This is a genomic window from Actinomadura decatromicini, assembly GCF_008121305.1.
GTDB lineage: Bacteria > Actinomycetota > Actinomycetes > Streptosporangiales > Streptosporangiaceae > Spirillospora > Spirillospora syzygii.
The window spans coordinates 55,296-76,345 of record NZ_VSRQ01000012.1; the positions used below are offsets into that span (position 1 = coordinate 55,296).

Below are 21,050 nucleotides of genomic sequence, written 5' to 3' on the forward strand. Positions count from 1 at the left end.
TCCCGGGACGGGCGGCGGCGCACGAAATGACAAAGGCGACACGCCGGGCGGGCGGCCCGCCGGGAACCGGACGTGGTGCCAGCATGGACCGGTGACCGACACGACCCCCGGGCAGCGCCCGAAGCGGGAGCCGCCCGCCCGGATCCCGGACCGGAGCACCGGCGGAGCGGCGGCGGCCGGACGAACCGCCCGGCGCGCGGATCGCGGGGAGCGCACGGAGCGCGGGGGCCGCGAGGGGCCGCGCGGGCAGGCGCCCGGCGCGTCCCGGCCGCTGTACGTGACCGGGCTCGTCGCCGCGCTGTGGTGCATCGGGATCGGGCTCGCCGTCCTCACCACGATCACGCTGATCGGCTGGATCGCCGCGCCGAAGACCGCGCTCGGCCACGGCATGTCCGGCGTGTTCCGGACGGCCGTCAACTTCTGGCTCGTCTCCCACCACGCGGGCTTCTCCTACGGGCACGGCCGCGTCGGGCTGCTGCCGCTCGGCGTCCTCGTCCTGCCGGGGGCGCTCCTCTACCGGGGCGGCGGCTGGATGATCAGGGCGGCCGGGCTGCCGCACCGGCCGCGGACGGAGGTCGTGCGCGTCGCGGTGGCGCTGGCCGTCCCGTACGCGGCGCTCGCCGGGCTGCTCGCGCTGGCGGCGGCGTCCCCGGAGGTGCGTCCCTCGGCGTGGCAGGCGCTCGTCGCGTGCTTCCTGGTCGCGGTGATCGCGGGCGGGCTCGGCGCGGCCCGCGCGGTCGTCGCGGCGCAGGTCGCGGCGGACGCGCGCGGGGAGCGGGTCAGGTCCGGGCTCGGCGCGCTGCTGCGGCTGCTGCCGGACCGGCCGCGCTCGCTCGTGATCGGCGTCGCGGGGTCGCTCGGCGTCCTGCTCGCCTCGGGCGCGCTGCTCGTCGGGGTGTCGCTCGCCATGCACATGACCGAGGCCGACCACCTCTACGACATGCTCGCCCCCGGCGTGGTCGGCGGCGTCCTGCTGGTGCTGGTCGAGCTGACCTTCCTGCCGAACGCGGTGATCTGGGGGATAGCGTACGCGGTCGGCCCCGGCTTCTCCGTCGGCGCCGGGACGAGCGTCTCCCCGACCGGCGTTTTCCTGAACGCCGTGCCCGCCTTCCCGCCGCTCGCGGCCCTGCCCGAGCCGGGCCCGGCGCCCGCCCTGTCGCTGCTCGCGCTGGCCGCGCCGTTCGCGGCGGGCGCGGTCGGCGGCGTCCTCACGATCAGGTCGATGCCCACGCCGGTGTCGGAGGGTGCGCCGCTGTGGGGCTTCGTGTCCGGGGCGCTGACCGGCGCGGTGGCGGCGCTGCTGAGCGCCCTGTCCGGCGGCCCGCTCGGGGACGGGCGGATGGAGACGGTCGGGCCGTCCGCCTGGCAGGTCGGGCTGCTCGCGGCGCTGGAGGTCGGGATCTCCGCGGCGATCGCGGCGTGGGTGGCGAACTGGATGGTGCTGCGCCGCCCGGCCGACGCGCCGCCCGCGAAGCGGAAGCGCAAGAAGGCCGAGAAGAAGGCGGAGAAGCGGGCGGCGAAGGAGTCGGCGGGGCAGCGGAAGGGGATGCGGGAGCTTCCGGCGCCGCTGCCGGTGCCGCTGTCCGCACCGGTTCTGGGCGACTATCCGGAGCAGGCGTCCGCGCCGAAACCCGCGCCCAGACCCGCGCCGAAGGCCGCGCCGCCGAAGGCGCCGTTCGGGCATGATCCGCTGGAGTTCGAGGAGGCCGACCCCGTCCTCGCGCCGCGGCGGCGGCCCCGCCGCCCGCTGGACCCGCTGCCGGACCTCGCCGAGGAGGAGCGGCCCGCGCCCGCCCCGCCGCCCCGGGACGGCACGGTCGTCCTCGAAGGCCACCTCATGGACGACCCCATGGACGATCCCATGAACGAGGCGGACGAGCCCGTGCGGGAGGCGCCGCCGGACCGCGTCCCGCCGCCGCGCGAGGACCCGAGCCGCACCGAGAACCGGGGCGGCGCGATCTACGTCCTGCGCGAGGAGCCCGACGAGCGCCCCGACGACTAGAAACGGGGACTAGAGCAGGTCGCCGTACTTGTCCATGCTCCCGGCGGGCAGGTCGAGCTTCTTCTCGATCCGCGGGTAGTACTTGTCCTGGCACGCCTGCTTGTCGGCGGTCGTGTTGGACCCGCTGACGCAGCTCTGGTAGCCGCTGAGCTCCGACCACAGGTACACGGTCAGCGACACCGACAGGATCGAGAACACCAGCCCGATCGACCCGAGGACGATCCCCGGGACGGCCCCGGGAGCGGCCCCCCGGCTGCGCCGGGCCGCCCGCCGGGCGCGGATGCCGACGACGAGCGCGGCGATCCCGAGCACCAGGCCGAGCGGGTAGAAGAAGAACGCGGTGATCAGCGCGATGCCGCCGAGCCACAGCGCGCGCCATCCGGTGCGGTGCCGCTCCGGCGGCGTCCCACCGGGCACGCCACCGGGCACGCCACCGGGCACACCGCCGGGCATGAGGTCAGGGCCCGCGGGCGGCTCTCCCACCGGCCGCCCAGCGGGGCGGTCTTCGGGCGGGGCCGGACGGCCCTGGTGCTCGCTCACGTCTCGTCTCCTCCTGGCCCTGTGTGCGTTGGCGTGTCAGTCGGCGGGTCCGTTGGCGCGGGTCCCGTGCCCGGACGCCGAAACGCGGCCGACGTGGGTTCGGGCGCCGTCGAGCCCGCCCGATAGGCTGCGTGGTGTCCCAAGCTACGTCCACTGGGGAGTCATGGTGTCCGCCCGGCTCGTCGTCCTCGTCTCCGGCGCGGGGACCAACCTACAAGCGCTGCTCGACGCGTGCGCGGATCCAGCCTACGGGGCGACCGTCGTGGCCGTGGGGGCGGACCGTCCCGATATCGGGGGGACCGAGCGCGCCGAGCGCGCCGGCCTGCCCACCTTCACGGTGCGGGTCCGCGACTTCCCGTCCCGCGCCGACTGGGACGCCGCCCTCGCCGAGACGGTCGCGAAGTACGAGCCCGATCTCGTCGTGTCCGCCGGGTTCATGAAGATCCTCGGCCCGCTGTTCCTCGCGAGGTTCGGCGGCCGGACGGTCAACACCCATCCCGCGCTGCTGCCCGCCTTCCCCGGCGCCCACGCCGTACGGGAAGCCCTGGCGTACGGCGTGAAGGTGACGGGCTGTACGGTGCACTTCGTCGACGAAGGAGTGGACACCGGTCCCGTCATCGCCCAGGAGACCGTCCCCGTGCGGTGGCATGACGACGAGGACTCCCTGCACGAGCGGATCAAGCAGGTGGAGCGCAGCCTCCTCGTGGACGTCGTCGGGCGGCTCGCCCGCGACGGCTGGACCGCGCACGGCAGGCGGGTCTCGATGAAGTGCAGGACCTGTGGCGACGCGAGCGGCAGTGGCTCGTCCGCGGAATCCGATCAAGAGGGGAGCTCGGCCGGTGAGTCGGGTGGCGATTAAGCGCGCGCTGATCAGCGTGTACGACAAGTCCGGGCTGGAGGAGCTGGCCCGGGGCCTGCACGAGGCGGGCGTGGAGATCGTCTCCACCGGGTCCACGGCGGGCCGGATCTCCGCCGCCGGGGTGCCGGTGATGAAGGTGGAGAAGCTCACCGGGTTCCCCGAGTGCCTGGACGGCCGGGTCAAGACCCTGCACCCGATGGTGCACGCGGGCCTGCTCGCCGACCGGCGCAAGGAGGACCACCTCCAGCAGCTCGACGACCTGGCCGTCGAGCCGTTCGACCTGGTCGTCGCGAACCTGTACCCGTTCGCCGAGACGGTGCGGTCGGGCGCGACGCCGGACGAGTGCGTCGAGCAGATCGACATCGGCGGCCCGACGATGGTGCGGGCGGCGGCGAAGAACCACGAGAGCGTGTCCGTGGTCGTCGACCCGTCCGCCTACGGGACGGTCCTGGACGCCGTCCGCGCGGGCGGTTTCACGCTGGACGAGCGCCGCCGCCTGGCCGCGCAGGCTTTCGCGCACACCGCGTCCTACGACGTGGCGGTCGCGTCCTGGTTCGCCGGCGCCCACGCCCCGGACGAGACGGCCGCCGAGACCGGCTGGCCCGACTTCCTCGGCGCGACCTGGGAGCGCTCGAACACCCTCCGGTACGGCGAGAACCCGCACCAGCGCGCCGCCCTGTACCGCACGCCCGGCGAGACCGGGCTGGCCGGGGCCGAGCAGCTGTACGGCAAGGAGATGTCGTACAACAACTACGTCGACACCGACGCCGCGCGCCGCGCCGCCTACGACTTCGCCGAGCCGTGCGTCGCGATCATCAAGCACGCCAACCCGTGCGGGATCGCGGTCGGCGCCGACATCGCCGACGCGCACCGCAAGGCGCACGAGTGCGACCCGGTGTCCGCGTACGGCGGGGTGATCGCGGCGAACCGGCCGGTCACGGCGGCGATGGCGCGGCAGGTCACCGAGAGCTTCGCCGAGGTGGTCGTCGCGCCGTCCTTCGAGGACGAGGCCGTGACCGTCCTCAAGGAGCGGTTCAAGAACGTCCGGCTGCTGGTCTGCCCGGACGCGCCCGCCGGGGCGACCGAGTACCGGCGCGTCGACGGCGGCGTCCTGCTCCAGGGCGTCGACCAGGTGGACGCGCCCGGCGACGACCCGTCCGCGTGGGAGCTGAAGACAGGCCCGGCCGCCGACGAGGCCACGCTCGCCGACCTGGCGTTCGCGTGGCGGGCGATCCGCTCGGTCAAGTCGAACGCGATCCTGCTGGCCGCCGACGGCGCCACGGTCGGCGTCGGGATGGGCCAGGTCAACCGGGTCGACTCCGCCAAGCTCGCCGTCGCGCGGGCGGGGGAGGAGCGCGCCGCGGCCGCCGTGGGCGCGTCCGACGCCTTCTTCCCGTTCCCGGACGGCCTTGAGGTGCTGACGAAGGCGGGCGTCCGCGCGATCGTCGAGCCGGGCGGCTCGGTGAACGACGACAAGGTGATCGCCGCCGCCGAGAAGGCCGGGATCACGCTGTACTTCACCGGCGTCCGGCACTTCTACCACTGATCGCACTGCTCGACGGGCAGGCCCGGTGTGGCGCAGAACACCGCCGCACCGGGTTTAGCGCCGGATTTTTTGCTTTTTCCTCCGGGTAGCCTCGGCGCGAACCGCGCCTCCGCATGACCTGTGTCCCCCCTGGCGCGGGTGGTTGCGTGTTGGAGGCGCGATGGATCTGCTGATGTCCCTCATGCTCGGCTCCGTGTCCCAGGCGGACGCGCTGCTGATGGAGTCCCGGCAGCTCATCGGGCTGGCCGCGGCGATCCTCGCGGCGATGCTGGCCGCGCATCTCGGCTGGCACGGCACCGACCGCGTGATCGCCTGGCGCGGCCGCTCCGAAGAGGACTGACCCGCCTCACCGCAGCCGGGCGCGCAGGGCGGCGGCCGCCGCGGGCCAGTCGTCGTCGGTCATCCCGTACGCGGCGGTGTCGCGGATCGAGCCGTCCGCGCGGATCCGGTGCTTGCGGTGGACGCCCTCGAACGACGCGCCGAGCCGCTCGATCGCCGCCCGCGACCGCTCGTTCCGGACGTGCGTGTGCCACCCGACCCGGATCGCCCCGAGCTCGTCGAACGCGCGTCCCATCAGCAGGAGCTTCGCCTCGGTGTTCAGGCCCGTCCGCCACCACCGCGCGCCGAGCCACGTGTGCCCGACGCACAGCCCGCGATGCGCCGGGGCGACGTCGTGGTACGAGGTCGACCCGGCGACCTCCCCGGTAGCGACGTCGATCTGCGCCCACGGCACGCGGGCGCGCCGCGCGTGGTCGGCGAGCGCGCCGTCCACCCAGGCCGCCATCTCCTCGGCGGTCGCGGGCTGCCGCTCGCTCGTCCACGTCCAGATGGCGGGATCCTTGGACGCCGCGAAAAGCCCCTCGGCGTGCTCCCGCGAAAGCGGCTCCAGCCGCACGTAACGCCCGGTCAGGACGGGCCGCTCGAACCATGCGTCGGTCATGCGGACCACGCTACGAGCGTCCCGGCGGCGACCGGCAGGGCCACTCGCCGCCGATTTCCGCGAGCCACTCCGCGTGACGGCCGACTACGATGGATGCTCACGCGACTGGCGCGGTCAAGGTGGGGCACCACCGGGGAGCGAACCACAGTCCGTACACCGCGCGCCTGGGTGGAGGACGGGACCTGCCACGCGGAGGTACGCATGACCGCACAGATTCTGGACGGCAAGGCCACGGCCGCCGAGATCCGCTCCGACCTCAAGACCCGCGTCGAGGCGCTGCGCGACCGGGGCGTGGGCGTCGGGCTCGGCACCGTGCTCGTCGGCGACGACCCCGGCAGCCACTCGTACGTGAACATGAAGCACCGCGACTGCGCCGAGGTCGGCATCGAGAGCATCCGCCGCGACCTGCCCGCCACCGCGTCCCAGGACGACGTCGAGCAAGCCGTCGCCGAGCTGAACGCCGACCCCGCCTGTACCGGGTACATCGTCCAGCTCCCGCTGCCGAAGGGCCTGGACGAGCAGCGCGTCCTGGAGCTCATCGACCCCGCGAAGGACGCCGACGGCCTGCACCCCACCAACCTCGGACGGCTCGTCCTGATGCAGCCCGGCCCGCTGCCCTGCACCCCGAAGGGGATCATCGAGCTGCTGCGCCGGTTCGACGTCCCGATCAAGGGCGCCGACGTCACCGTCGTCGGGCGCGGCATCACCGTCGGGCGCTCCCTCGGCCTGCTGCTCACCCGCCGCACCGAGAACGCGACCGTCACCCTCTGCCACACCGCGACCCGCGACCTCGCCGCGCACACCCGCGCCGCCGACATCGTCGTGGCCGCCGCGGGCGTCCCCGGCCTGATCACCGCGGACATGGTCAAGCCCGGCGCGGCCGTCCTCGACGTCGGCGTCTCGCGGGTGGACGGAAAGCTCGCGGGCGACGTCGCCGCCGACGTCCGCGAGGTCGCCGGATGGGTCGCGCCGAACCCCGGCGGCGTCGGCCCGATGACCCGCGCGATGCTGCTCGCCAACGTCGTCGAGGCGGCGGAGAAGAGCCTCGCTTAGACGGCGGGCGTGAACGAGCGGGAGCCGCCACCAGCACCCCGGTGGCGGCTCCCGTCCGCGTTCTCCGCCGGACGGAGCCACGCCGTCACTTGCGCGGCCCCGCACGACCCGTCAAGCGATCGCCCTCCAGTCGCGCTGCCGTCGAGGGCGACCGCGGACCTACCTCAGCTCGCCCTCCGTCCCGCCGGGCTCGGCGCCGGGCGGGCGCCGGTGTGGTGGGCGTGCGGCGCGCCCGCCCGCCGCGTCTCGGCCGTGCCCCGGACCCCCGGTACGCGGCCGTCCATCGGAGGGCGGCCCTGCGGGACGTGCACCGGCGGCAGCGGCCGGACGAGGCCCATCGCGATGACCTCGTTGGCGAGCCTGGTCCGCCGGTTGGCGCCCTCGGGAATCCGGAACTTCTGGTAGAGGCGCAGCAGGTGCTGCTTGACGGCGGCCTCGGTGACGACCAGCTCCCCGGCGATGTCGCGCGCCGTGGCGGGGGCCACGAACGCCTCGTCGGACAGGGCTGGACGGCACAGCGAGGTCAGCACGTCGACCTCGCGTCGGGTGAGCTCCGGCGCGACCGCGCGCCGCAGTTCGACGTCCGGGTCGACCTCCTCACGGGGGATGCCCCCCATCCGGCAGCGCGCCGTGCCGAAACTCACGACGTCGCCGTCCTCCAGGACTCGGCGGGCGATCGGCCGCCCGTTGACGCGGGTCCCGTTGCGGGACAGGCCCATGTCCACCACGTAGACGTACGGACCGCGTCGGACGATCTCAGCGTGCAAGCGGGACACACTCGGGTCGTCGAGGCGGATATCCACTCCTCTCCCTCTCCCGACCGTCGTAACGTCGGGGCGCAGCGGCACCACCAGCCCGCTGTCCTCGATCCGCATGAACGGCCCCTCCACGGCAGTCCTCCCAGCTAGTTAGCGACCCCTGTCTGCCGGGTTACCCGGGCGCCGTGTGGTCACACCCTCCTACTGGCGAGTAGGCACGATGGCGCAAGGGATTCCGGCCTCTCGGACATCACCCGCGCCCCATCCGTCCCACCCCTTGGGGACGGTGGTCCGCCCGATGTCGTGCGGTGGGCCGAATCGCTATACCGTGAAGCCCATGAGCACCGAGGTGCGCAGGCGCCGCCGCAGGGCCCCGCGCCGCAGGGAGGCGGCGCCGCACTGGCTCGCGCAGCTTCCCTACCTGCTCGTGCTCAGCGGCGTGGGCGCGGGTCTCACGCTGTGCGCGTTCAACTACTTCCGCAAGGGGTCGGGGCTGATGGCCGCCGCGCTGCTGCTCGGCGCGCTCGCCCGGCTCCTGCTGCCGGAGTCGCAGCTCGGGCCGCTCGCCGTCCGCAGCCGCTCCATCGACTGCTGGACGCTCGTCATCCTCGGCGAGATGGTCGCGTTCGTCGCGCTCAGCATCCCGCCGATGAACAAGCCGGGGCTGATCCTCGCCGGGGCGTTCGGGGTGCTGATCCTGCTCACGATGGTCGTGCGCGGCGCGCGGCTCATCCTCGCCGGACGCCGGGAAGGTTCACCCAAGTAGGGCATCGCCCCAGGTCAGCGGGCGTTTCAGGGTGGGTTGGCGGTGGCCGGGTCCAGACCTTCCGGGCGGCTCGGCTAGCCTTGCCAGTTGAGCCTTACAAGGACTGAGTCTCTTCTCATCCGGCGCGAACCGGACGGCCGACACCGCCCCTCGCCCGCGGCAGGATGAGGAACAGCTCACTAGCTGGCCAGGTGTAGGAAAGGGACAGCAGCAGCATGCCCAAGATCAAAGTAGCGGGCCCGGTCGTCGAGCTCGACGGCGACGAGATGACCCGGATCATCTGGAAATTCATCAAGGACCAGTTGATCCTGCCCTACCTCGACGTTGACCTGAAGTACTACGACCTGGGGATCGAGCACCGTGACGCCACGGACGACCAGGTCACGGTGGACGCGGCCAAGGCCATCCAGGAGCACGGCGTCGGCGTGAAGTGCGCCACCATCACCCCCGACGAGGCCCGCGTCGAGGAGTTCGGCCTGAAGAAGATGTGGCGGTCCCCGAACGGGACGATCCGCAACATCCTGGGCGGCGTGGTGTTCCGTGAGCCGATCATCTGCTCCAACATCCCCCGGCTCGTCCCCGGCTGGACGAAGCCCATCATCATCGGCCGCCACGCCCACGGCGACCAGTACCGCGCCACCGACTTCGTCGTGCCCGGCCCCGGCAAGGTGACGATCACCTACACGCCGTCCGACGAGGGCGAGCCGATGGAGTTCGAGATCGCCGACTTCCCCGGCGGCGGCGTCGCGATGGGCATGTACAACTACGACTCGTCCATCCGCGACTTCGCGCGGGCGACGATGCGGTACGCGCTGGAGCGCGGGATGCCGCTGTACATGTCCACGAAGAACACGATCCTCAAGGCCTACGACGGCCGCTTCAAGGACATCTTCCAGGAGATCTACGAGGCGGAGTTCAAGTCCGACTTCGAGTCCAAGGGCCTCACCTACGAGCACCGCCTCATCGACGACATGGTCGCGGCGGCGCTCAAGTGGGAGGGCGGGTTCGTCTGGGCCGCCAAGAACTACGACGGCGACGTCCAGTCCGACACGCTCGCGCAGGGCTTCGGCTCGCTGGGCCTGATGACGTCCGTCCTGATGACCCCGGACGGCAAGACCGTCGAGGCCGAGGCCGCGCACGGCACGGTCACCCGGCACTTCCGCCAGCACCAGCAGGGCAAGCCGACGTCGACCAACCCGATCGCGTCGATCTTCGCCTGGACCCGCGGCCTCGAACACCGCGGCAAGCTCGACAACCAGCCCGAGGTCGTCGACTTCGCCCGCAAGCTTGAGGCCGTCTGCGTCGAGACGGTCGAAGCAGGCCAGATGACCAAGGACCTCGCCCTGCTCGTCGGCAGGGACACCCCCTTCCTGACGACGCAGGAATTCCTGGAGGCGCTCGACACCAACCTCCAGAAGAAGATCAACGGCTGACCGCGCCCGGTCTTCGAAGGCCGTCCTGGACGTCGTCCGGGGCGGCCTTCCGTGTGCGGGGCATGCCGGGTTGCGCACCTGGACGGTGGCGGGGCCGGGGCGCGCGATAGCCTGGCCCCGGACTATCTCGACGGCGAGAGAACGGCGAGAGGACCCGCGCGGCGGCGGGCTCAGGTCATCACCAGCCTCGGGTCATCACCAGCCTCAGGTCATCACCAGCCTCAGGTCATCACCAGCAGAGTCACAGCAGAGGATGAAGAAGGAAATGACGCGCACCCCAGTCACCGTCACCGTCACCGGCGCCGCGGGCCAGATCGGCTACGCGCTGCTGTTCCGCATCGCGTCGGGGCAGCTCCTCGGCCCGGACGTACCCGTCCGGCTGCGGCTGCTGGAGATCCCGCAGGCGGTGAAGGCCGCCGAGGGCACCGCGATGGAGCTGGACGACTGCGCGTTCCCGCTGCTCGCCGGCACCGACATCTTCGACGACCCGAACCAGGCGTTCCAGGGCGCGAACGTGGCGCTGCTCGTCGGGGCCCGGCCGCGGACGAAGGGCATGGAGCGCGGCGACCTGCTGGAGGCCAACGGCGGGATCTTCAAGCCGCAGGGCGAGGCGATCAACGCGGGCGCGGCGGACGACGTGAAGGTCCTGGTCGTCGGCAACCCGGCGAACACGAACGCGCTGATCGCGCAGCAGCACGCGCCGGACGTCCCGGCCGAGCGGTTCACCGCGATGACGCGCCTCGACCACAACCGCGCCCTCGCGCAGCTGTCGAAGAAGGCGGGCGTCTCGGTCGCCGACATCCGCCGGATGACGATCTGGGGCAACCACTCCGCGACCCAGTACCCGGACCTCTTCCACGCGGAGATCGCGGGCAAGAGCGCCGCCGAGACGGTGAACGACAAGTCCTGGCTGGAGAACGACTTCATCCCGACCGTCGCCAAGCGCGGCGCGGCGATCATCGAGGCGCGGGGCGCGTCGTCGGCGGCGTCGGCCGCGTCCGCCGCGATCGACCACGTGCACACGTGGGTGAACGGCACGGCGGACGGCGACTGGACGTCCATGGCCGTCGTGTCGGACGGCTCCTACGGCGTCCCCGAGGGCCTGATCTCGTCCTTCCCGGTCACGACGAAGGACGGGAAGTGGGAGATCGTCCAGGGCCTGGAGATCGACGACTTCTCCCGCGCCCGGATCGACGCCTCGGTGAACGAGCTGGCGGAGGAGCGCGACGCCGTCCGCAAGCTCGGCCTCATCTGACCCGGCGCGCGAACGAACGAACACGAGCCCCGGACCACGACCGGTCCGGGGCTCGTTCGCGTCCGCGTGAATTGGCCTTGTCCGGCCTTGTGTCTCCGAGCCGTTCCGCAGGGTGACGGAGGTCGTGGAGGATCGCGGCAAGGCGTCCGCGTCGCGGGGAGCGCCGCCGCACCTCGGCGAATCGCGGATACAGGGGGAATTGATGGGGCAGCTCGGACTTTCCGAAAGCATCGCCGCGCTCCGCGCCGAATTGCTGGAGGCATTGGAGGCGGGGGAGGGCGCGGAATTCGGTTTCGACGTCGGGCAGATCCAGCTCGAATTCCACGTCGGAGTCACGCGCCAGGCCGGGGGTTCGGGCAAGGCGAAATTCTGGGTCGTTGAGCTGGGCGGCGACGGTTCCTACCGGCGCGAGGAGATCCACCGCGTCACGGTGACGCTGGAGGCTCCGCGCGACGACGACGGGCGTCCGATCAAGGTGGCCCGCGGACTCGGCGTCAAGCCCTGAGATGCCCGAGCTCACCGACCGTGCCGTCGAGGTCCTGCGGCACGGCCCCGGCGGCAGGTGGACGGTCGGTTCCGGCTTCCTGGTCGGCCGCCGGTGGGTGCTGTCGGCGGCGCACAACGTCCTGGACGCCGGGGTGCTGCTCGTCCGCCTGCTCGACGAGTCGGAGCATCCGGCCGAGCCGGTCATGGTGGACGAAGCCGGAGACATCGCCCTTCTGGCGGTGACGGGGGACCCGCCGCTGGTCGACGTCCCCCCGATCCGGTTCGCCCGCGTCGACCGGTCGCGGACGAGCGTCCTCGCCCCCTGCTGGACGATCGGCTTCCCCCGGTGGAAGGAGCGCGAGCGGCGGCCGGGGAGCGTCCGGCTGCGCGAGAGCGCCCAGGTGGACGGCGAGATCCCCACGGGTTCCAACCTGCGCGCGAACCTGCTGGAGCTGCGGAGCAGGTCGATGCCCCGTCCGGCGGGCGGGCGCGGGCTGAGCGAATGGCGGGGGATGTCCGGCGCCGTCGTGTTCGCCGAGGATCCGGCGGGCGGCGCGTTCGCCGTGGGCGTGGTGTCGGAGCACCACGCGGCCCAGGGGAACGCGGTGCTCACCGTCGTCCCGCTGGACCGCTGGGCGGACGCCGCGCGCGGCACGCCCTGGGGCCGCGACCTCGGCCTGAACCACTTGATCGATCTTCCGCGCCCGGCCGCCGCGCTCTCGTCCGGGCACACGAACCTCCGCCGGTCGCTGCCGGACTTCACCGACCGGGACGAGACGATCGCGAGGGCGAAGGCCCTGCTCACCGACCGGCTGACCGAGACGTGCCCGCTGGTCGTCCTGCACGGGATGGCCGGGGTCGGGAAGACCGAGCTGGCCAACGAGGTGGCGCACCGGCTCGCCGCCACGTTCACGCACGCGCGGATCCGGGTGGACGTCGCCGCCGCGCCCACCGCCGACGCGGCCATGGTGGAGGTGCTGGCGGCGTTCGGGCTGTCCGGCGACGAGCTGCCGCGCGACCCCCGGCTGCGCCGGATCGAGTACCAGAAGCGGTTGCGGCAGGGCCCGTGCCTGCTGCTGCTCGACAACGTGTCCGAGGCGCGGCAGGCCGCCCCGCTGCTGCCCGAGTCGCCCGGCACGGCGGTGATCGTGACCAGCCGCAGCACGCTGGCCTCGGTGGACGGCGCCGACCGGCTCCGCCTGGAACCGCTGCCCGACCCGGACGGGCTCCGGCTGTTCGAGCGGATCGTCGGCCCCGCGGACGTGGCCGCCGACCGGCCGTCCGCGGAGCGGATCGTCGAACTGCTGGCCGGGCTTCCGCTGGCGATCCGCATCGCGGGCGCCCATCTCGTGATGCGGCGCGGTTCGCTGGCGCGCTATCTTTCCGCCCTCATGGACGAGAACCGGCGTATTTCCCGCCTCGAAGGCGAGGACAGGGGGGTGCGCGGCAGCTTCGAACTCAGCTACCGGTCCCTGCGGCCCGACACGGCGCGGCTCTTCCGCCATCTGGGCGTCCTCGCGGGCGCGGACTTCACCGCCGGGGTGGCCGCCCGCGCCGCCGGCGTCGACGACGAGGACGCCGAGCGCATGCTCGGCGAGCTGACCGACCGCCATCTGGTCGAGGTCTCGGGCGCGGACCGCTACCGGCTCCACGACCTCCTGCGGCTGTACGCGAGGGAGCGCCTGGCGGACGAGGAGTCGCCGTCCGACCGGCGCGCCGCGTTCCGGCGCTCGCTCGCCTGGTACGGCGACAGGCTGCGCGACTGGATGTCGCGGCCCGGCGCGCACGAGCAGCCTCCGGCGGAGGCCATCGCGTGGTTCGCCGGCGAGTCCCTCAACGTGCAGGCGAACCTCCGCGCCGCCGCCGAGGCCGGGGAGGACGAGCTCGTCGTCGGAATGGCGGAGTCGCTCTACGGCCTGCTGTTCTACCGCGCCCACTGGGAGGAGATGGAGGCGGTCAAGGACCTCGCCGTCGCGGCGGCGCGGCGCCGCGGGGACGCCCCGGCGGAGCTTGGATCGCTGATCCACCTCGCGGAGGCGCGCCGGATCCTCGGGCGCGGGGACGAGGCGCCGCCGCTGTACGAGCGGGCGCTCGAGGTCGTCCGCTCCATGGACGATCCCGGCAAGGAGGCGTGGGTGCTGGTCCACTTCGGCGACTTCCAATGCGATCTCGACCAGCCGGAGCGGGCCCTCGACCGCTACGCCGAGGCGCAGGCGATCTACCGGGCGCGGGACGACGCGGCGGGCGAGATCTGGCTGGCCGCGCACATCGCCGACGCGCACCGCCGGCTAGGTCAATACGCGGACGCGGCCCGCGTCCTGGAGCACGCGATGGCGATGGGCGAGCGGCGCGGCGACCGCGACGAGGTCGTCTGGTGCGCCTGGCATCTGGCACTGGCCTACGACGGTCTCGGCCGGTACGCCGACGCCGTGGACGTGCTCGGGCCCGCCGTCGCCTTCCACCGCGAGACCGAGAGCAGAAAGGCCGGGCTGGCCACGATGCTCACCATTCTGGGCGACGTCCACCGCCATGCCGGACGTCCGTCCGAGGCCCGGACCGCCTACTCCGAGGCGCTCGATCTGCTCATCGGCATCGACGCCCCGAGCAGGGTCCGCGAAGTGCGGGAACGCCTCGCGAACCTCCCCGGAGAGGGCTAGCGCCGGGCCTCGGAGCCCTTCCCCGCGTCCGGCCGGTCTAGGGGGCAAATGATCTGTGTGCGCCGGTATCGGTCGCTAGGGTGTGATCGCCAAGAATGGTGATCGGGGAGGCGCGCCCGTGGCGGAACAGGCATTCCAGGTCGATCTACGCGGCGTGGTGGATCTGCTGAGCCGGCATCTCTACGCGAGCCCGCGGGTCTACCTGCGGGAACTGCTGCAGAACGCGGTGGACGCGATCACCGCGCGCGGCGGCGACGGCGGCCGGGTCGAGATCGAGACCTCGGGCGGGACGCTCCGCGTCCACGACGACGGCATCGGGCTGACCGCCGACGAGGTCCACACGCTGCTCGCGACGATCGGCCGCTCGTCCAAGCGGGACGAGCTGGGCTTCGCCCGGCACGACTTCCTCGGCCAGTTCGGCATCGGCCTGCTGTCGGCGTTCCTCGTCGCGGACGAGATCGAGGTCGTGACCAGGTCCGCGCGGGGCCCCGGCGACGGGCGGGGCGCCGTCCGCTGGACGGGCCGCTCCGAGGGCAGCTACCGGGTCGAGCCCGGCGAGCGCGACGAGCCGGGCACGACGGTCACGCTGCGGGCCCGGCCGGGGTCGGCGGAGCTGCTGAGCCCGCCGGTCGTGGCCGAGCTGGCCCGCGTCTACGGGTCGCTGCTCCCCGTGGAGCTGGTCGTGGACGGCGTGCCGATCACCGGCGACGGCCCGCCCTGGCAGGTGCGGCACCGCGACCCGGCGTCGCGCCGCCGCGCGCTGGAGCGGTACTGCGAGGACCTCTACGGCTTCGTGCCGTTCGACGTCGTCGACCTGGAGGTGCCCGAGGCGGGCCTGACGGGCGTGGCGTTCATCCTGCCCGAACCGGTGTCCCCGGCGGCCCGCGCGTCCCACCGCGTGTACCTGAAGCGGATGCTGCTGGCCGAGGGCGTCGAGGGGCTGCTGCCCGAGTGGGCGTTCTTCGCGCGCTGCGTCGTGGACGCGGGCGAGCTGCGCCCTACCGCGAGCCGCGAGGCCCTCTACGAGGACGAGCTGCTCGACTCGGCGCGGCAGGGCCTCGGCGGCGCGCTGCGGCAGTGGCTCGTGCGGCTCGCCGAGACCGATCCGGCCCGGCTGCGGGCGTTCCTGCGGCTGCACCAGCTCGGCGTGAAGGCGATGGCGCTGCACGACGACGAGATGCTGCGGATCGTCGACCGGTGGCTGGACTACGAGACGTCCGCCGGTCCGATGACGCTGAGCGAGTTCCGCCGCCGCCACCCGGACGGCCGCTACACCGCGAGCGTGGAGGAGTTCCGCCGGCTGTCGGCGGTGGCGGGCGCGCAGGGCGTCGGGCTCGTCAACGGCGGCTACGTGCACGACACGGAGATCATCGAGCGGCTGCCCGACCTCGACCCGGACGTCCGGCTGTCCCGGCTGGAGGCGGCCGAGCTGACGACGACGTTCGGCGTCCTCGACCCGGCGACGGAGCTGGCGCTGCGGCCGTTCATCGCGGCGGCGCAGCGCGCGGTGGAGCGGCTCGGCTGCGAGGTCGTGGTCCGCGAGTTCGACCCGGCGTCGCTGCCCGCGCTGTTCCTGACCAGCCGCGACGCGCAGTTCCGCGAGGAGCTCAAGCGTGCGCGGGAGGAGGCGGACGAGCTGTGGGCCGACGTCCTCGGCGCGGTCGGCGCGAGCGCCGGGGTGGAGCGACCGCAACTGGTGCTGAACTACCGCAACCCGCTGGCGCGGCGCGTCACGTCCCTCGGCGACGGCGACACCGGCGGCGGCGCGGAGACGACCCACCGGACCGAGCTGGTCGAGCTGGCCGTCCAGGCGCTCTACGGGCAGGCGCTGCTGCTCGGCCACCATCCGCTGCGGCCCGCCGACACGGCGGTGCTGAACCGTTCCTTCATCGGCCTGCTGGAATGGGCCGTCCACTCCCCGGAGGCTCCCGAGTGACCAGCGATCCCAGCGAAGACGTCGCCGCCCTGATGGGCCGGGCGGCGGAACTGCCCTACGGCGAGGCCCGGACCGTCCTCGTCGAGGACGCGCTCCGCCGCGCGGAGGCGGCGGGCGACGAGGTCCTTGCGTTCCAGGTCCGGGTCCGGCTGACCAACGCGTACCGGTACGGCGGCGAGCCGCTGAAGGCGTTCGCGACGTTCAGCCGGACGCTCGCCGACCACGACCGCGACCCGGCCCGGTTCGACGAGACGCACGGGCTGATGTGGCAGATGAAGGCGGCCGTCAGCTCCCTGACCCTGTTCCCGGAGATCCCGCTCGACCGCGCCTACGCCGTCCTGGACGACATGGAGCGCCGCTACAAGGCGGGCGGGCACAGCCTCCAGGCCGTCTACCACTACCGCAACATCGTGGCGCGGCACGTCGGCGACGGCTCGGCGGACGAGTGGTACACGAAGTGGCGCGCGGCCGAGCGGGACGAGCTGTCCGACTGCGAGGGCTGCGACCCGACCGGCATGGCCCGCCATCTGGTGGAGGCCGGCCGGTACGAGGAGGCGTTCGAGGTGGCGGCGCCGGTGCTGAGCGCGCGGCTGTCCTGCAACGAGCAGCCGCAGTCGATGCAGACGACGCTCCTGCCCGTCTACCTGCGGACGGACCGCCCCGAGCAGGCCGCCGACGCGCACCGCCGCGCCTACCGGGTCCACCGGGGACGCCTCGCCGACCTCGGCGACATCGCCGAGCACCTGGAGTTCTGCGCGGTCACCGGCAACGAGGCGCGCGGGCTGGAGATCCTCCAGCGGCACGTCGGGTGGCTCGACAAGGCGCCGAGCACGCACGCGGAGATGGAGTTCTGCGCGGCGGCGGCGCTCGTCCTCGCGCGGGTGGAGGCGGCGGGGCACGGCGGGCTGACCGTCCGGCGGCGCGCCGCCCAGGACGGCCCGGCGGCGGACGTGCCGGTGCCGGAGCTGCGGGCCGAGCTGGCGGAGCGCGCGACCGAGCTGGCCGCCCGGTTCGACGCCCGGAACGGGACGTCCTGCCAGGGCGACAAGGTGCGCGCGACGCTGGCGGGCGAGGAGGTCTTCGACTACGTCCCGCTGGCCGCGCACCACCGGCGCCCGGCGCCCGCGCCGAAGGCGGAGAGCGTCCCGCAGGGCGGGCCCGGCGACGACCTCGCCTCGATCGACGACTTCGACGCGCTGCTCGGCATCGCCGACGCGCGGCGCAACCGTCCCGGCCTGGACCGCGCGATGGCGGCGTGGCGGCGGTTCGACGTCCTCGCCGAGACGGCCGAGCCGACGCCGCTGCAACGGGCCCGCCGCCTGGACGGCGAAGGCGTCCAGCACGCCGTGGCCAACCGCGACCAGGCCGCCGTCGACTGCTGGGAGCGGGCGCTCGCGCGGTTCGCCGAGCTGGGCGACGAGGCGAACCGGCACCGCGTGCTCAGCCGTCTCGGCGCGATGCGCGCGAAGGCGGGCGAGGGGCGCGGCCTGGCCGACATGGCCGCCGCCGCCGAGTACTTCGTGGCGAACCCGAGCGGGGAGGGCGACACGATCGGCACGCTCCTCCGGCTCGCGACCGCGCACGTGGAGCTTGAGCGGCCCGCCGAGGCGCTCGCCGTGCTCGACCGGGTCGTCCTGGACGAGGAGGGCGCCGACCGGGCGGGCGAGTACTGGTTCGTCCGCGCGCAGGCGCTGCTGATGTCCGGGCAGGTGGACGACGCGGTCGCCGCGCTGCGCAAATCGGCCGGGGAGGCGCGCCGGTCCGAGGACCGGGAGGAGGTCGCCGCGCCCGCGCTGCTGCTCGCCCGCACGCTCGCCCGCCGCGAGGGCGGCGCGGACGAGGAGACGTTCGCGCTGTTCGACGAGGCGCTCGGCGCGCTCGCGGGGCCGTCCCCGATGCGTGCGGCGGCGCACACCGAGCGGGGGCTGGCACTGCTGGCCCGGGACCGTCCGGGCGACGCGATCCCCGACCTGGTCGAGGGCATCGCGGGCTGGACGGCCGAGGGCATGCCGATGCGGGCCGTCCACCTGCGGGTCGACCTCGCCGCCGCCTACCTGTCGACCGGCCGGCACCTGGAGGCGGCGGAGGCCGCCGAGGAGGCGCTGCCCGCGCTGCCCGGGTTCGTGGACGCGGGCGACCCCGACGCGGAGCGCCGCTGCCGCCTGATCCTCGCGCACGCGCAGAAGGAGCTGCGCGAGGCGGACGCCGCCGCGTCGTTCGAGGCGCTCGCCAGGGACGCCGCCGAGGCCGGGCGTCCGGACGCCGTCGCGCACTTCCTCAACGAGGCCGCCGACGTCCTGACCGACCTCGACCGCGACGCCCAGGCCGCCGAGCGGTACGCCGAGGCGGCCGCCGCGTACGAGAAGGCGGGCGACCCGTACGGCGTCGTCCGGACCCGCCGCCGGTACGCGATGTGCCTGCTGTGGACCGGCGACCGCGAGGGCGCCGTCACGGCGGCGGAGACGGCCCGCGCCGCGCTGGCCGGGCTGCCCGCCGACAACGAGCCCGCCCGCGTCTGGGAGACGGCGTTGCTGTCCTACGACCAGGCCCGCATCCTCGCCCAGGCGGGACGGCTCCAGGAGGCGGCCGAGCACGCGTCCGCCGCCGTGGACGGCTTCACCACCCTGGACGAGACCGGCCCCGCCGAGGAGGCCGCGACCCTCCGCGACGACATCAGGGCAGCGCTGGCGGAGGACTGAGACGTTCCGCGCCCCCCGCCGGGACGGCGTCGATGAACCGGGGGGACGCCCAGCCGCGCCGGTCGTAGGCGGCGGCGACGGCGTCCCTCACCCGGTCGGCCCGGCCCGCCGGGGCGAGGACGAGCACCGACCCGCCGAACCCGCCGCCGATCATGCGCGCGCCGCGCGCCCCGGCGCGCAGCGCGGCGTCGACGGCCGCGTCCGCCGCGGGCCAGGACACCTCGAACTGGTCGCGCAGCGACAGGTGCGAGGCGTTCAGCATCGCGCCCAGCTCGGCGACGGCCCCGGCGCGGAGCAGGCCCACGGCGGCCTCGACCCGGTGGTTCTCGGTCACGACGTGCTGGACGCGCCGCCGCAGCACCGGGTCGCGGAGCGCGCCGAGCGCGGCGGGCAGGTCCGTCACGTCGCGGAGCGCGGGGACGCCGAGCAGCGCGGCCGCCTCCTCGCACTCGGCGCGGCGGCGCCCGTACTCGCCGCCGGTCAGCGCGTGCGCGGCGCGGGTGTCGACGACGAGGAGCGCCAGCCCGGCGGCGGCCGGGTCGAACGGGACGCGCGACGACAGCCCGCTGCGGCAGTCGAGCAGCAGCGCGTGCCCGGCCCCGCAGAGCAGGGACGCCGCCTGGTCCATCGGCCCGCAGGGGCTTCCGGCCTGCTCGTTCTCGGCGCGCTGCGCCAGCCGGGCCAGCTCGGGACGGTCGATCCGCACCCCGTGCAGGTCGCACAGCGCCAGCGCGGTCGCGCATTCCAGCGCCGCCGACGACGCCATGCCCGCGCCCTGCGGCAGGTCGGAGTCGATCAGCAGGGACGCGCCGCCCGTCCCGCGCTCGCGCAGCACCCGCGCGACGCCGACCGGGTACGCGGCCCACGCGCGGTCGGCGGGCCAGCCCTCGGACGCGACCGTCCCGCCGTCGACGGGCGCGGACACCGCGGTCGCGGCCTGCCGCGACCGGACCTCGACCACGCCGTCGTCGCGCCGCGCCCCCGCCACCGAAATCCCTTGGGAAATGGCGAACGGCAGGACGAGCCCGTCGTTGTAGTCGGTGTGCTCGCCGATCAGGTTCACCCGTCCCGGCGCCCGCCAGACGCCCTCGGGCGCGCGCCCGAACGCCTCCGCGAACGCCGTTTCGAGCGCCCCGGTCAGCGGGAGCGCAGGAACGTCCACGCGTCGTCGATCATGGTGCGCAGGTCCCGCTCGGGCTTCCAGCCGAGCTCGGCGCGGATCTTCTCGGAGGAGGCGACCAGCACCGCCGGGTCGCCGTCGCGGCGCGGCGCCACCTCGGTCGGGATCTCCCGGCCGGTCACCTCGCGGCACGCCTCGACGACCTCGCGGACGGAGTTGCCCGTCCCGCTGCCGAGGTTGAAGATCTGGTGGGAGCCGGGCGCGGCCGCGTCCAGCGCGAGCAGGTGGGCACGGCCGAGGTCGGTCACATGGATGTAGTCGCGGATGCACGTCCCGTCCGGCGTCGGGTAGTCGTCGCCGAACATCTTCACGGCGTCGCCGTCCCCCTGGGCGATCTTCAGCACGTTCGGGATCAGGTGCGTCTCGACCGTGTGCCGCTCGCCGTGCCGCCCGTAGGCGCCCGCCACGTTGAAGTACCGCAGCGAGACGCCGCCGAGGCCGTGCAGCCGCGCGTACTCGGCGAGGGTCGTGTCGATCGCCAGCTTCGACGCCCCGTACGGGTTCGTCGGACGGGTCGGGTCGGTCTCCAGGATCGGCGTCGACTCCGGCTCGCCGTACGTCGCGGCCGTGGACGAGAACACGATCCGCGGGACGCCCGCGACGCGCATCGCGTCCAGCAGGGCCAGCGACTCGCCGAGGTTCTTGTCCCAGTACAGGCCGGGGTTCCGCACCGACTCGCCGACCAGGGACTTCGCGGCGAAGTGCAGGACGGCGTCGAACCCGGCGCCCGCGAGGACGTCCGCCGCCGTGTCGCGGAGCGTGCCGCGCACCAGCCGGGCGCCGTCCGGCACCGCGTCCTCGTGCCCGGTGGACAGGTCGTCGAGCACGACGACCTCGTGCCCCGCCTCCAGGAGAAGAGCGGAGACGACGCTGCCGATGTAGCCGGCGCCTCCGGTGACGAGCAGCTTCACGAATGGACCTCCATGAGACGACTCTCTTA

The 21,050-nt window shown here is 73.9% G+C and carries 17 protein-coding genes and 1 riboswitch; of the genes, 12 read left to right on the forward strand and 5 right to left on the reverse strand.

Annotation, left to right across the window (positions count from 1 at the left end):
• Positions 1–91: 91 nt before the first annotated feature.
• Entirely contained in the window at positions 92–2,002 is a 1,911-nt protein-coding gene (locus FXF68_RS39005) for a cell division protein PerM (protein ID WP_246179188.1), read from the forward strand.
• A 9-nt stretch (positions 2,003–2,011) separates the two neighbouring features.
• On the opposite strand, the gene FXF68_RS39010 is transcribed toward FXF68_RS39005, so the two are convergent.
• Positions 2,012–2,542 carry a hypothetical protein gene (locus tag FXF68_RS39010; protein ID WP_148767861.1) on the reverse strand — a complete coding sequence of 177 codons (531 nt, stop codon included), beginning with the start codon at positions 2,540–2,542 and terminating at the stop codon, positions 2,012–2,014.
• A 163-nt stretch (positions 2,543–2,705) separates the two neighbouring features.
• Between FXF68_RS39010 and purN the strand changes: the two genes are divergently transcribed.
• The 3 genes from purN (at position 2,706) to FXF68_RS39025 (ending at position 5,287) form a co-directional block, all read left to right on the forward strand.
• Complete coding sequence (gene purN, locus FXF68_RS39015) at positions 2,706–3,401, forward strand: phosphoribosylglycinamide formyltransferase (protein ID WP_148767862.1); 696 nt, start codon at positions 2,706–2,708, stop codon at positions 3,399–3,401.
• Positions 3,382–4,947 carry a bifunctional phosphoribosylaminoimidazolecarboxamide formyltransferase/IMP cyclohydrolase gene (gene purH, locus FXF68_RS39020; RefSeq protein ID WP_148767863.1) on the forward strand — a complete coding sequence of 522 codons (1,566 nt, stop codon included), beginning with the start codon at positions 3,382–3,384 and terminating at the stop codon, positions 4,945–4,947. Before purN ends, purH begins: the two co-directional genes overlap by 20 nt.
• A 160-nt stretch (positions 4,948–5,107) precedes the next feature.
• Positions 5,108–5,287: a hypothetical protein gene (locus FXF68_RS39025; protein WP_148767864.1), complete on the forward strand. Its 180-nt coding sequence runs from the start codon at positions 5,108–5,110 to the stop codon at positions 5,285–5,287.
• A 6-nt stretch (positions 5,288–5,293) separates the two neighbouring features.
• On the opposite strand, the gene FXF68_RS39030 is transcribed toward FXF68_RS39025, so the two are convergent.
• Positions 5,294–5,887, reverse strand: coding sequence for a GNAT family N-acetyltransferase (locus FXF68_RS39030; protein WP_148767865.1), 594 nt, complete (start codon positions 5,885–5,887; stop codon positions 5,294–5,296).
• A gap of 91 nt (positions 5,888–5,978) precedes the next feature.
• Positions 5,979–6,064: riboswitch (ZMP/ZTP riboswitch) on the forward strand.
• Positions 6,065–6,088: 24 nt separating this feature from the next.
• On the opposite strand from FXF68_RS39030, the gene FXF68_RS39035 reads away from it, so the two are divergent.
• Positions 6,089–6,940 carry a bifunctional methylenetetrahydrofolate dehydrogenase/methenyltetrahydrofolate cyclohydrolase gene (locus FXF68_RS39035; RefSeq protein WP_148767866.1) on the forward strand — a complete coding sequence of 284 codons (852 nt, stop codon included), beginning with the start codon at positions 6,089–6,091 and terminating at the stop codon, positions 6,938–6,940.
• A gap of 164 nt (positions 6,941–7,104) precedes the next feature.
• Here FXF68_RS39035 and FXF68_RS39040 read toward each other — a convergent pair whose 3' ends face one another.
• A complete protein-coding gene (locus tag FXF68_RS39040; protein ID WP_083980548.1) occupies positions 7,105–7,830 on the reverse strand; it encodes an FHA domain-containing protein in 726 nt (241 codons plus the stop codon).
• A gap of 205 nt (positions 7,831–8,035) precedes the next feature.
• Between FXF68_RS39040 and FXF68_RS39045 the strand changes: the two genes are divergently transcribed.
• The 7 genes from FXF68_RS39045 (at position 8,036) to FXF68_RS39075 (ending at position 18,930) form a co-directional block, all read left to right on the forward strand.
• Complete coding sequence (locus FXF68_RS39045) at positions 8,036–8,464, forward strand: DUF3017 domain-containing protein (protein ID WP_148767867.1); 429 nt, start codon at positions 8,036–8,038, stop codon at positions 8,462–8,464.
• A gap of 215 nt (positions 8,465–8,679) precedes the next feature.
• On the forward strand, positions 8,680–9,897 hold the full coding sequence (locus tag FXF68_RS39050) for an NADP-dependent isocitrate dehydrogenase (protein ID WP_148767868.1): 1,218 nt from the start codon (positions 8,680–8,682) through the stop codon (positions 9,895–9,897).
• 265 nt (positions 9,898–10,162) lie between these two features.
• Positions 10,163–11,152: a malate dehydrogenase gene (locus FXF68_RS39055; protein WP_148767869.1), complete on the forward strand. Its 990-nt coding sequence runs from the start codon at positions 10,163–10,165 to the stop codon at positions 11,150–11,152.
• 202 nt (positions 11,153–11,354) lie between these two features.
• A complete protein-coding gene (locus FXF68_RS39060; protein ID WP_187438339.1) occupies positions 11,355–11,657 on the forward strand; it encodes a trypco2 family protein in 303 nt (100 codons plus the stop codon).
• A gap of 1 nt (position 11,658) precedes the next feature.
• Positions 11,659–14,295, forward strand: coding sequence for an ATP-binding protein (locus FXF68_RS39065; protein ID WP_148767871.1), 2,637 nt, complete (start codon positions 11,659–11,661; stop codon positions 14,293–14,295).
• Positions 14,296–14,413: 118 nt separating this feature from the next.
• On the forward strand, positions 14,414–16,231 hold the full coding sequence (locus tag FXF68_RS39070) for an HSP90 family protein (RefSeq protein WP_148767872.1): 1,818 nt from the start codon (positions 14,414–14,416) through the stop codon (positions 16,229–16,231).
• Positions 16,228–18,930 (forward strand): hypothetical protein, encoded by a 2,703-nt coding sequence (locus FXF68_RS39075; RefSeq protein ID WP_148767873.1) that lies wholly within the window; start codon positions 16,228–16,230, stop codon positions 18,928–18,930. The genes FXF68_RS39070 and FXF68_RS39075 overlap by 4 nt, the downstream gene beginning before the upstream one ends.
• On the opposite strand, the gene galK is transcribed toward FXF68_RS39075, so the two are convergent.
• Together galK and galE are read right to left on the reverse strand one after the other, a co-directional pair.
• Positions 18,905–20,092: a galactokinase gene (gene galK / locus FXF68_RS39080; protein WP_246179189.1), complete on the reverse strand. Its 1,188-nt coding sequence runs from the start codon at positions 20,090–20,092 to the stop codon at positions 18,905–18,907. The genes FXF68_RS39075 and galK overlap by 26 nt on opposite strands.
• Positions 20,068–21,021: a UDP-glucose 4-epimerase GalE gene (gene galE / locus FXF68_RS39085; protein WP_148767874.1), complete on the reverse strand. Its 954-nt coding sequence runs from the start codon at positions 21,019–21,021 to the stop codon at positions 20,068–20,070. Before galE ends, galK begins: the two co-directional genes overlap by 25 nt.
• Positions 21,022–21,050: the final 29 nt, after the last annotated feature.

Bases quoted from the DNA above. Each gene is read 5' to 3' on its own strand.
- FXF68_RS39050 (WP_148767868.1), top strand. From the start codon at position 8,680: ATGCCCAAGATCAAAGTAGCGGGCCCGGTCGTCGAGCTCGACGGCGAC.
- purN (WP_148767862.1), top strand. From the start codon at position 2,706: ATGGTGTCCGCCCGGCTCGTCGTCCTCGTCTCCGGCGCGGGGACCAAC.
- FXF68_RS39065 (WP_148767871.1), top strand. From the start codon at position 11,659: ATGCCCGAGCTCACCGACCGTGCCGTCGAGGTCCTGCGGCACGGCCCC.
- FXF68_RS39035 (WP_148767866.1), top strand. From the start codon at position 6,089: ATGACCGCACAGATTCTGGACGGCAAGGCCACGGCCGCCGAGATCCGC.
- FXF68_RS39025 (WP_148767864.1), top strand. From the start codon at position 5,108: ATGGATCTGCTGATGTCCCTCATGCTCGGCTCCGTGTCCCAGGCGGAC.
- FXF68_RS39055 (WP_148767869.1), top strand. From the start codon at position 10,163: ATGACGCGCACCCCAGTCACCGTCACCGTCACCGGCGCCGCGGGCCAG.
- FXF68_RS39045 (WP_148767867.1), top strand. From the start codon at position 8,036: ATGAGCACCGAGGTGCGCAGGCGCCGCCGCAGGGCCCCGCGCCGCAGG.
- FXF68_RS39060 (WP_187438339.1), top strand. From the start codon at position 11,355: ATGGGGCAGCTCGGACTTTCCGAAAGCATCGCCGCGCTCCGCGCCGAA.
- FXF68_RS39030 (WP_148767865.1), bottom strand. From the start codon at position 5,887: ATGACCGACGCATGGTTCGAGCGGCCCGTCCTGACCGGGCGTTACGTG.